The sequence below is a fragment of the Enterococcus sp. DIV1316a genome (genome assembly GCF_050536915.1).
Classification (GTDB): Bacteria; Bacillota; Bacilli; order Lactobacillales; family Enterococcaceae; genus Enterococcus; species Enterococcus faecalis.
In genome coordinates this window covers 2,305,001-2,316,304 of the sequence record NZ_CP172913.1, presented here as the reverse complement: position 1 = coordinate 2,316,304, position 11,304 = coordinate 2,305,001, and the positions used below count along the sequence as shown (strand labels likewise).

Genomic DNA, 11,304 nt, shown 5'->3' with positions numbered 1-11,304 from the left:
GAAAAAAATGAAGTTCAAAACTCTAGCAACAACAGTGTTAGCAACCGCAGCTATTTTCGCATTGGGGGCTTGTGGTAACGGTAATGGGGCCAAAGAATCAAACGATATTGTGAAAGAAGTGAAGGAAGATACGACAATCACTTTCTGGCATGCAATGAATGGGGTTCAAGAAGAAGCGTTAACAAAATTAACGAAAGACTTCATGAAAGAAAATCCAAAAATTAAAGTGGAATTACAAAATCAATCTGCTTACCCTGATTTACAAGCCAAAATCAATTCGACTTTAACTTCACCAAAAGATTTACCAACAATTACGCAAGCGTACCCAGGCTGGTTATGGAATGCTGCACAAGATGAAATGTTAGTGGACTTAAAACCATATATGGATGATGACACAATCGGCTGGAAAGATGCAGAGCCAATTCGTGAAGTATTGTTAGACGGCGCCAAAATCGACGGCAAACAATACGGCATTCCATTTAATAAATCGACAGAAATGTTATTCTATAATGCTGATTTGTTGAAAGAATATGGTGTTGAAGTACCGAAAACATTAGAGGAATTAAAAGAAGCTTCTAAAACAATTTACGAAAAATCCAACAAAGAAGTCGTTGGTGCTGGTTTTGACTCGTTAAATAACTATTACGCAATTGGAATGAAAAACAAAGGCGTTGATTTTAATAAAGACTTAGATTTAACAAGCAAAGATTCACAAGAAGTCGTGGACTATTACCGTGATGGTATCGAAGCAGGTTACTTCCGCACAGCTGGTTCAGATAAATATTTATCTGGCCCATTTGCAAACAAAAAGGTAGCAATGTTTGTCGGTAGTATTGCTGGTGCTGGTTTTGTTCAAAAAGATGCTGAAGCTGGTGGCTATGAATACGGTGTTGCACCACGTCCTGAAAAAATCAACTTACAACAAGGAACAGATATTTATATGTTCGATAGTGCTACGCCAGAACAACGGACAGCGGCATTTGAATTCATGAAATTCTTAGCTACTCCTGATTCACAATTGTACTGGGCACAACAAACAGGTTATATGCCAATTTTAGAATCTGTTTTACACAGTGATGAGTACAAAAATTCTAAGACAACCAAAGTACCTGCACAACTTGAAAACGCAGTAAAAGATTTATTCGCTATCCCAGTAGAAGAAAATGCTGATTCAGCCTATAATGAAATGCGGACAATTATGGAAAGTATTTTTGCTTCATCAAATAAAGACACGAGAAAATTATTGAAAGATGCAACATCACAATTTGAACAAGCATGGAACCAATAATCAATAAATAAACAGACGTGGGAGGTTGGGATCTGAGTCGTTATGGCTCGTGTTCTAACCTTCCTGTTCTTTTGGGCGGAAGAAGGAGAGAAACAAAATGCAAATAAAAATTTTAGCAACAAGTGATATGCATGGGTACATTATGCCAACAAGTTATAGTGAAAAAAAGATGGATTTACCTTTTGGAACCGCAAAAGCAGCAACCATGCTGAAAAAGTTACGGGCGTCTGCCAAAGGACCAGTTTTTCAAATTGAAAATGGGGATTTTATTCAAGGTTCGCCGCTTAGTTACTACGTAAGAAAAGCAGAAACACATTCAGTGGCTGCCATCACTAAAATCATTAATCAAATGAATTATGATGTTAGCATTTTAGGTAACCATGAATTTAATTACGGTTTAGATTATTTAAAGGAAACGATTGCCAGTTATCAACAGCCAGTTTTAGCTGCCAATATTCTTGGTAAAGATGGACAACCTTATTTCGGTCAGCCGTATGTCATCATAGAAAAACAAGGGGTTAAAGTAGCCATCCTTGGCGTGACGACTCAATATATTCCTCATTGGGAACAGCCGGCAACAGTCAAAGATTTAACGTTTAAAAGTGTCGTTGAAACAGCGGCAGAATACGTGCCAAAATTACGGGAAGAAGCGGATCTAGTTGTTGTCGCTTACCATGGCGGTTTTGAAAAAGATTTAGAAACAGGGGAACCCACGGAATTACTAACAGGAGAAAATGAAGGCTACGATTTATTGGAAAAAGTTCCTGGGATTGATGCCTTAGTCACTGGTCACCAACATCGAGAAATTGCTACAAAACTGAATGGAATACCTGTGATTCAACCAGGTTTTCGAGGAGCTTTCGTTGGAGAAATTACTTTAGAAATTGAACCTATGGCTAAAGGCTATCGCGTTATTGGAAGTGACGCAGCTATTCATCCTGTTGGAAACGAACAACCAGATACAGAAGTTTTAGCTTTGACAACAGCGTTACATGACGAGGTAGAAGAGTGGCTTGACCAACCAGTGGGAAATGTGGAAGGGGATATGACGATTCAAAATCCGAATGCCGTACGCCTCAAAGAACATCCGTATATAGAATTTATTAATAACGTCCAAATGGCTTCAAGCGGAACGGATATTTCAGGGACTGCACTTTTTAACAATGAAGGCAAAGGGTTTAATAATCAAATTACGATGCGCGATATCATTACCAACTACATTTATCCAAATACCTTGGCTGTATTGCGTGTCACTGGACAAGACCTCCGTGAAGCGTTAGAACAAAGCGCTACTTATTTTGTGTTAGAAAAAGGCCAACCAATTTTCAACCCGAAATATGTCGATCCAAAACCACAATACTATAATTATGATATGTATGAAGGCATTGAGTATACGCTTGATTTAAGACAACCGTTTGGTGAAAGAGTGACGAAACTTAATTATCATGGCAAAGCAGTGCAAGCAGAAGATGTTTTGGAAATCGTGACAAATCAATACCGAGCAGTCGGTGGCGGAAACTATCAAATGTTCCAACCTGAAAAAATTATTCGAGAAATTCAAATTGATATGACGGAACTGATTGCAGAATATTTAAAAAAACATCCAATCATTCAAGCGTCGACAAATGATAACTTCAAGGTTATCTGGTAAAAAATAGCAAAAAAAGCCTTCAACCATGCAATTACTTGAAAGATGGTTGAAGGCCTTTTTTGAGTTAATAGCCTTTTTTTAAGGAAACTTGGTTTTTGACGAGGGTCTGATCCGTCACAAATTGATTTAAGTTTGGAATAAAAATCGCCAGTAATTTTGATTTGAACTTCGGTGTCATGCCAGAAATATGAGGTGTTAATAAAACATTCTGCATCTCCCATAAAGGGCTATCTTCGGGAAGAGGTTCTTCTTCAAAGACATCTAAGGCAGCAAAAGCAATGGTTTTATTGTTTAAGGCAGTTATCAAATCGTTCGTTGCTACTGAGGCGCCTCGACCAACATTTACGAAAATTGTTTCAGGAGCCATTTTTTCAAAAAGTACCTGATTGTATAAATGTTTTGTTGTTTCAGTCAAAGGAAGAATGTTCACAACAATGGACATTTCATGAATAATTTTACTCATATTCTTCTGTGAATAGCATTCAATGAAGCCTTCCGTCACATGTCCAGAGGTATTCACGCCATAAACTTGAAGATTTAAACCTTTAGCAAATTTAGCTAATTGTTGTCCGATTTGCCCAGTGCCTACGATTAACATTTTTTGCCCAGAAAGTTGTTGATAGGAAGGGGCTGTTTGATTCCATGTGTGTTGCATTTGTTGTTGGATACTTTCTTGCAGTCCGCGGGTATGTGCTAATAAAACGCCTAAAACATGTTCTGAGATAGAAACACTATGAATTCCGCTACCATTAGACAACAGAATGCCTTTTTCTCTTAATTTATCAAAATCCATATAATCAGCACCAGCAGAAATGAGCTGAATCCATTTTAGGTGACTAGTATCAGAGGCTAATAAACGCGGACCAATTTCTTTATGCCAGCCTAACATAATTTCGATTGCCTCTTCTTCAGCAGATGATAAATGATCGGTAGATGTTTTAACTAGATAATTGGGCGCCACAGCTTTCACTTGTTCCAGTTGTTCTTCGTTGAATACTTCATTTAAATAAATAATTGGTTGGTTCATCTTTCTTCCTCCTAGCACTTTTTATTGTATCAAAAATAAATTTAAAAGAGAAAAAGAAAGGCTTTTCAGTAAAGCAGAAAGCCAAGGACAAAAATCCGATTTAGATTTTTGTCCTTGGCTTAAAAACTGCTAAAGTCCAGTGCTAACCTTATTTAGGTACGCCGTTTTCAAATAAACTTGTACTATGAACTGGTTGACGTCGAGCATCGGGCCGTAAGTAATGTAAAGCATTATTTACGGCAGTAGGTGCCTCACCAAAGCCTGTAGCGATTAATTTCACTTTTCCCTCATAGGAACAGATATCCCCTACAGCGTATACACCAGGAATGTTAGTTGACATATCGGAATGAACATTAATAGCATTTCTAGAAACGTCTAATCCCCATTCTTTGAGGTGTGTTAAAGAAGAAGTGAAGCCATAATTGATAATTAAATCATCCAGAGGGAGATCCAATGTTTGGTCACCTTTTGTCTCCGTTAATTGGATGCCTGTGAACGTTTCGTTTTCCTTTAAAATATCACTAATGATATAGGGAGTTCTGATAGAAACACTAGATTTTTCCAGTTGTTCCACGCTATGTTCATGGCCGCGAAATTGTGGGCGACGATGGATAATAGATACTTCTTCTGCAACGTTTTCTAGCATTAAAGCCCAATCAATTGCGGAATCGCCGCCACCAGCAATCGCAACTTTTTTGCCAGCGAATTTTTTCATGTCAGTCACATAATAATGGATTGACTCACCTTCAAAGGCTTCAACATTTTCGATAGCTAAACGTCGAGGTTGGAAAGCGCCGTTACCAATCGCAAAGATAACCGTTTTAGAATAATGTGTGCCTTTAGTTGTTTCTAAGCGCAAAAGTCCATCTGCTTCCTGTGCAAGGTGTGTGACCTCTTCTTCCAAGCAAACATCGTGCTGAAATGGCTGCATCTGTTTTTCCAAATTGGCAATTAACTCACCTGCTTTAATAGCAGGGAATCCAGGAATATCATAAATATATTTTTCGGGATACAGCATTGTTAGCTGACCACCTAATTGCGGCAGGCTATCAATGATTTTCGTTTTCGCTTTACGAATTCCCGCATAAAAAGCGGCAAATAATCCAACAGGACCGCCGCCGATAATTGTTAAATCATAAATATCTTTTTCATCAGACATTTGAAAATTCCTCCTAATTCATTTAGGGTTGAGACAACTATTGATTGTTTTGCGAACACTTCACAAAATAGCACGGCTTTTCGAAAAAAGCAAGTTTGGCTAACGAATCAAAGCATTCTTTAATCATTGGAAAAAGATCATAGCAATTTTCAGCATTTTTCGATATGATGGAACTATAAAATAATTATCTAGGAGGACATTCTCATGTCACAATTTCCACAATTAGATTTAGAAAATGCTAAAGGCCCAAAAGCGGTCATTAAAACAAACCGAGGCGACATCACTGTTCAATTATTCCCAGAACAAGCGCCTAAAACGGTTAAAAATTTTGTTGAATTAGCGAAAAAGGGCTACTATGATGGCGTTATTTTCCATCGTGTGATTCCTGATTTTATGATTCAAGGCGGTGACCCAACCGGAACAGGAATGGGCGGCGAAAGTATTTATGGAGAAGCATTTGAGGATGAATTTTCTCGGGATGTTTTCAATTTGCGCGGCGCATTGTCAATGGCAAATGCTGGTCCTAACACAAATGGCAGCCAATTCTTTGTTGTTACTAATCAAAATGTTCCAGCTCAAATGATGAGTCAGTTAGAAGACGCTGGTTTTCCAGAAGAAATTATTGAAGCTTACAAACAAGGCGGAACACCTTGGTTAGACTTCCGTCATACTGTTTTTGGTCATGTTGTTGATGGTATGGATGTAGTGGATGAAATTGGTGGAGTCCAACGGGATGCCCAAGACCGTCCAACATTTGACGTCGTGATGGACACAGTTGAAATCATTGGTGAATAAGTTTAACCAATTGAAAAAGAGAGTACCAACGAGGGACAAATTCGTTGGTACTCTTTATTTTTTTCTTAAAACGACTAACTTTTTTTTAAAAGCATCCAAATCGCTTCTTTTAATGAAGTCTTTATAGGATACTGAGTTAAAGAATAGAAGGAGAGGAAGCAAATTTGTTAGAAAAATACAGATATCCAATGGCCTTGACTTTGTTTGCAGTAATACTCCCATTTATAGGAACGTTTTTTACGTATGTAGATCAGCAAGGAATCGTTCATGAACCAGGGTTTTATACAATCATAATTGGAGAAATTTTACTTCTATTTTCAGGTATCTGGTTCGTCAGAGTTTATTTAGCTAAACGCAAAAGAAAGAATTAAAAACAGCTGTCCTAAAAACTAGGACAGCTGTTTTTAATTAAAAGCTTTTTTGATACGTAAAAGGCCTTCTTCGAGAGTTTCTTTTGAACAAGCTAAGTTTAAACGCATGTGTTGAGAACCTTGGGGACCGAAACTAATTCCTGGATTTAGAACCACTTTCCCCTTATGAATTAAGGTATCGCGAAGTTCCCGATCCGTTAGCGAATAAGAACTAAAGTCTAACCATAAAAGATAGGTTCCTTCAGGCTCCATTACACGAACGCTAGGCAGCTCTTCACGGAAAAAGGAAAGGGCAAAATCAATATTTTCTTTTAGATAATCAAGTAACGCCGTTAGCCATTCTTCCCCTGTTTGATAGGCAGCTGCCGTTCCAACGTAGCCAAAAGTATTGATACCGCCTTGATGATTTTTGTCTTGTAAAGATACGAAAGATTGCCGTAGTTTTTCATTAGGAATGAACAGCATTGAATTTTTAATACCCGCTAAATTAAAGGTTTTCGTTGCCGCTGTTAAGGTAACAGTGAATTCCTTAAATGCTTCATCAGCAACAGTGAAGGAAGTGAAGGTATGCGGTTTGAAAATCAAATCCTGATGAATTTCATCGCTAACTACAGTTACTTGGTGTTTTTGGCATAAACGGCCAATTGCTAGCAATTCTTCTTTTGTCCAAACACGTCCACCAGGATTATGGGGATTACAAAAAAGTAACAGTTTCACCTTTTCTTCGATTATCTGTTGTTCCATTTTAACCAAATCAACTTCATAATGTCCGTTAACTTCTAGTAAAGAATGGCGCACAAGTCTACGCTCATTTTGTTTTACCACATCTGCAAAAGGGGGGTAGACTGGATCACAAATCATGACAGAATCAGCAGGTGCTGTATACGCTTGAACGGCTGTGGCCAAACTGGGTACCACGCCACTATTAAACAAAATTTCTTCTTTTTCAACAATCAATTGATGGTGTTGCCGTTGCCAATCTTGAATTGCTTGATACAGTTCATTAGGTGCAACTGCATATCCTAGAATGCCCTGTTCAATAACTTGTGACAAGGCATCAAGAATAGGCTGATGTACTTTGAAATCCATATCAGCAACCCATAAAGGTAGTAAATCTTTTTCGTGGTAACTCGTTTCAACGGTGTCCCATTTAACACAATTCGTGTGGCGACGATCAATGGTTTCATTAAAATTAAACATAAGATAACTCCTTTTCTTCTATATAAAGTCTTACTTCCTATAGTATAGTAGATTTTGCTTAAAAGATGAAACAATAGTTTTAACAACTAGGGAAGAAATAATGCACAAACGTTGAAAAAATGCTATTATTTTAAATGAGTAGAAACGGAAAAAGAAATTTATCGTATGAAAAGAGGAAATTTGATGAAGTACAAAATTGGTATGGTACTTTCTGGCACAATTACCGGACTTCAACCATATGGCGCATTTGTTTCTTTAGACGAAGAAACACAAGGACTGATTCATGTTTCGGAAGTACAAGCTGGCTTTACCAAAAATATCCATGGACTCTTAACCGTTGGACAAAAAGTAACCGTTCAAGTTATTGATGTTGATGAATATTCTCAAAAGATTAGCTTATCTTTACGAACCCTTGAAGACAAAGTTCATTCAGTGAACCATCGACGCAAAAAATATTTTACGGATAAGAATAAAAAAATTGGCTTTGCAACCTTAGACAAAGAACTTCCAGAATGGATTGATGAAGCAATGGATAAGTTGCTTGAAAAATAATTCTGTATTTTTTCAGAAAGTGTGTTACAATTTCTTTTGTTAGTGAATCTAAAAATTAATTGAGGTGGATGTCGTGTCTAACAAAAAAGTCGCTGGAACAATCATACTGAACTTAAACGATGGTAGTAAAAAATTTTTGATGCATCCAATAGGTGAAGCGATTGAGTTTGCGATGGCAAAAGTTTCTGATGAGATGACGGGTTTAGCTAGTATGCTACAATGGTTCAAAGAAGAGGTTCAATTGGACGTTACTTCAATTAGCTTAGTAGAATTAACTAACGCGCATATCAATAAAGAAAATGTTCCGCTGTTTGTCTTCGAGATGGATGAACAAGCACTTAAAAATGAAATGGATAAAGACTATACATGGGTAGCACCTGCAGAATTAAAAACGATTTGGTCAAAATATCATATTGAAGGTGTCCCAATGTTTTAAACAAAAAAGAAAGAATCTGTCGATAATCGAACAGATTCTTTCTTTTTTTATGTTGTACGTAAAAAAGTTAATCGAACTATTTCAAATATATGATTCAAATTGTTCGATTTTTAGTAAGGAATTAAACTGTTTTGATAGACAATTAGGATTTAAAAAGTTTAAAAACGAAATAATTGAAAAGAATGAAAACAGATTGAAAACTTCTTTTAATTTTTTTGAAAAAAAGTGTTGACCAAACATCAAAATCTTGATATATTATTACATGTCGCAAGGCGAGTCACACAGCTGAGCGATTCAGAAATCAATAATTAAATAACAATTCTTGATTTCGAATCTCTCGAAAAAAGTTTGAAAAAACAACAAAAAAGTTGTTGACAAATAACAAACGGGATGATAAGATATAGAAGTTGTCACAACAGACAACAACAACCGAGCAAAACAACTTAAAAAAACTTTTTTAAAAAAGTTCTTGACATCCAAACGAAAGTTTGTTATGATATAAAAGTTGCTGCGAGGTAACGTAGACCTTTGAAAACTGAACAAAGAATAGACGAACCAAATGTGTAGGGCGTCTTGATTCAATTCAAGACAACAAACATTTTTAACAAGCAAGCAATATGCTAGCAAACAAATTGAGCTTAACAATCGCAAGATTGTTCTAACTTTTATTATGAGAGTTTGATCCTGGCTCAGGACGAACGCTGGCGGCGTGCCTAATACATGCAAGTCGAACGCTTCTTTCCTCCCGAGTGCTTGCACTCAATTGGAAAGAGGAGTGGCGGACGGGTGAGTAACACGTGGGTAACCTACCCATCAGAGGGGGATAACACTTGGAAACAGGTGCTAATACCGCATAACAGTTTATGCCGCATGGCATAAGAGTGAAAGGCGCTTTCGGGTGTCGCTGATGGATGGACCCGCGGTGCATTAGCTAGTTGGTGAGGTAACGGCTCACCAAGGCCACGATGCATAGCCGACCTGAGAGGGTGATCGGCCACACTGGGACTGAGACACGGCCCAGACTCCTACGGGAGGCAGCAGTAGGGAATCTTCGGCAATGGACGAAAGTCTGACCGAGCAACGCCGCGTGAGTGAAGAAGGTTTTCGGATCGTAAAACTCTGTTGTTAGAGAAGAACAAGGACGTTAGTAACTGAACGTCCCCTGACGGTATCTAACCAGAAAGCCACGGCTAACTACGTGCCAGCAGCCGCGGTAATACGTAGGTGGCAAGCGTTGTCCGGATTTATTGGGCGTAAAGCGAGCGCAGGCGGTTTCTTAAGTCTGATGTGAAAGCCCCCGGCTCAACCGGGGAGGGTCATTGGAAACTGGGAGACTTGAGTGCAGAAGAGGAGAGTGGAATTCCATGTGTAGCGGTGAAATGCGTAGATATATGGAGGAACACCAGTGGCGAAGGCGGCTCTCTGGTCTGTAACTGACGCTGAGGCTCGAAAGCGTGGGGAGCAAACAGGATTAGATACCCTGGTAGTCCACGCCGTAAACGATGAGTGCTAAGTGTTGGAGGGTTTCCGCCCTTCAGTGCTGCAGCAAACGCATTAAGCACTCCGCCTGGGGAGTACGACCGCAAGGTTGAAACTCAAAGGAATTGACGGGGGCCCGCACAAGCGGTGGAGCATGTGGTTTAATTCGAAGCAACGCGAAGAACCTTACCAGGTCTTGACATCCTTTGACCACTCTAGAGATAGAGCTTTCCCTTCGGGGACAAAGTGACAGGTGGTGCATGGTTGTCGTCAGCTCGTGTCGTGAGATGTTGGGTTAAGTCCCGCAACGAGCGCAACCCTTATTGTTAGTTGCCATCATTTAGTTGGGCACTCTAGCGAGACTGCCGGTGACAAACCGGAGGAAGGTGGGGATGACGTCAAATCATCATGCCCCTTATGACCTGGGCTACACACGTGCTACAATGGGAAGTACAACGAGTCGCTAGACCGCGAGGTCATGCAAATCTCTTAAAGCTTCTCTCAGTTCGGATTGCAGGCTGCAACTCGCCTGCATGAAGCCGGAATCGCTAGTAATCGCGGATCAGCACGCCGCGGTGAATACGTTCCCGGGCCTTGTACACACCGCCCGTCACACCACGAGAGTTTGTAACACCCGAAGTCGGTGAGGTAACCTTTTTGGAGCCAGCCGCCTAAGGTGGGATAGATGATTGGGGTGAAGTCGTAACAAGGTAGCCGTATCGGAAGGTGCGGCTGGATCACCTCCTTTCTAAGGAATATTACGGAAATACACATTTCGTCTTTACTTTGTTCAGTTTTGAGAGGTCTACTCTCAATCAAATAAATTCGGGGCCTTAGCTCAGCTGGGAGAGCGCCTGCTTTGCACGCAGGAGGTCAGCGGTTCGATCCCGCTAGGCTCCATTGATAGCTTTTGCTATCAGATTCGTTCATTGAAAACTGGATATTGAAGTAAAAAGAATCAAAACAAACCGAGAACACCGCGTTGAATGAGTTTTTTAATAAGTTCAATTGCTTATTTATTGATTAACCTTCTATCGCTAGAAGAAGTGATCAAGACCCAACCGTAAGGTTGATAAGGTTAAGTGAATAAGGGCGCACGGTGGATGCCTTGGCACTAGGAGCCGATGAAGGACGGGACTAACACCGATATGCTTTGGGGAGCTGTAAGTAAGCTATGATCCAGAGATTTCCGAATGGGGGAACCCAATATCTTTTATAGGATATTACTTTTCAGTGAATACATAGCTGATTAGAGGTAGACGCAGAGAACTGAAACATCTTAGTACCTGCAGGAAGAGAAAGAAAATTCGATTCCCTGAGTAGCGGCGAGCGAAACGGGAAGAGCC

At 39.5% G+C, this 11,304-nt stretch carries 10 protein-coding genes, 1 tRNA gene and 2 rRNA genes (1 of these 13 running past the window's edge); 10 read left to right on the top strand and 3 right to left on the bottom strand.

The genetic code is table 11. The features are described 5' to 3' along the window. Positions 1–7 precede the first annotated feature (7 nt). The gene (locus tag IGL56_RS11070; RefSeq protein ID WP_002355146.1) at positions 8–1,288 is read left to right on the top strand and encodes an extracellular solute-binding protein; all 1,281 of its coding nucleotides are present in this window, start codon (positions 8–10) and stop codon (positions 1,286–1,288) included. 97 nt (positions 1,289–1,385) lie between these two features. Beyond that, entirely contained in the window at positions 1,386–2,939 is a 1,554-nt protein-coding gene (locus tag IGL56_RS11065; RefSeq protein ID WP_002355147.1) for a bifunctional metallophosphatase/5'-nucleotidase, read from the top strand. A gap of 64 nt (positions 2,940–3,003) precedes the next feature. On the opposite strand, the gene IGL56_RS11060 is transcribed toward IGL56_RS11065, so the two are convergent. Further along, complete coding sequence (locus IGL56_RS11060; protein WP_010816047.1) at positions 3,004–3,966, bottom strand: phosphoglycerate dehydrogenase; 963 nt, start codon at positions 3,964–3,966, stop codon at positions 3,004–3,006. Between the two features lie 148 nt (positions 3,967–4,114). Continuing rightward, a complete protein-coding gene (locus tag IGL56_RS11055) occupies positions 4,115–5,125 on the bottom strand; it encodes an NAD(P)/FAD-dependent oxidoreductase (RefSeq protein WP_002355149.1) in 1,011 nt (336 codons plus the stop codon). A 204-nt stretch (positions 5,126–5,329) separates the two neighbouring features. Here IGL56_RS11055 and IGL56_RS11050 point away from each other — a divergent pair, with 204 nt between their 5' ends. Further along, positions 5,330–5,920 (top strand): peptidylprolyl isomerase, encoded by a 591-nt coding sequence (locus IGL56_RS11050; protein WP_002355150.1) that lies wholly within the window; start codon positions 5,330–5,332, stop codon positions 5,918–5,920. Positions 5,921–6,084: 164 nt separating this feature from the next. Then, positions 6,085–6,291 (top strand): DUF3955 domain-containing protein, encoded by a 207-nt coding sequence (locus tag IGL56_RS11045; RefSeq protein ID WP_080477317.1) that lies wholly within the window; start codon positions 6,085–6,087, stop codon positions 6,289–6,291. Between the two features lie 33 nt (positions 6,292–6,324). Here the strand turns inward: IGL56_RS11045 and IGL56_RS11040 are convergent, their stop codons facing one another. Beyond that, the gene (locus IGL56_RS11040) at positions 6,325–7,491 is read right to left on the bottom strand and encodes a MalY/PatB family protein (protein ID WP_002355155.1); all 1,167 of its coding nucleotides are present in this window, start codon (positions 7,489–7,491) and stop codon (positions 6,325–6,327) included. 183 nt (positions 7,492–7,674) lie between these two features. Between IGL56_RS11040 and IGL56_RS11035 the strand changes: the two genes are divergently transcribed. The 6 genes from IGL56_RS11035 to IGL56_RS11010 form a co-directional block, all read left to right on the top strand. Beyond that, entirely contained in the window at positions 7,675–8,043 is a 369-nt protein-coding gene (locus IGL56_RS11035; protein WP_002365178.1) for a CvfD/Ygs/GSP13 family RNA-binding post-transcriptional regulator, read from the top strand. Between the two features lie 64 nt (positions 8,044–8,107). Beyond that, entirely contained in the window at positions 8,108–8,479 is a 372-nt protein-coding gene (locus IGL56_RS11030; protein ID WP_002385270.1) for a hypothetical protein, read from the top strand. Beyond that, the gene (locus IGL56_RS11025) at positions 8,463–8,711 is read left to right on the top strand and encodes a hypothetical protein (RefSeq protein ID WP_002392518.1); all 249 of its coding nucleotides are present in this window, start codon (positions 8,463–8,465) and stop codon (positions 8,709–8,711) included. The genes IGL56_RS11030 and IGL56_RS11025 overlap by 17 nt, the downstream gene beginning before the upstream one ends. A 434-nt stretch (positions 8,712–9,145) precedes the next feature. Then, positions 9,146–10,706: ribosomal RNA gene (locus IGL56_RS11020) — 16S ribosomal RNA — on the top strand. 79 nt (positions 10,707–10,785) lie between these two features. Next, positions 10,786–10,858: transfer RNA gene (locus tag IGL56_RS11015), tRNA-Ala, on the top strand. A gap of 176 nt (positions 10,859–11,034) precedes the next feature. Then, positions 11,035–11,304 (top strand): 23S ribosomal RNA (locus tag IGL56_RS11010); it runs 2,643 nt beyond the window's last position. Together the 16S and 23S rRNA genes with 1 tRNA gene alongside form the textbook arrangement of a ribosomal RNA operon.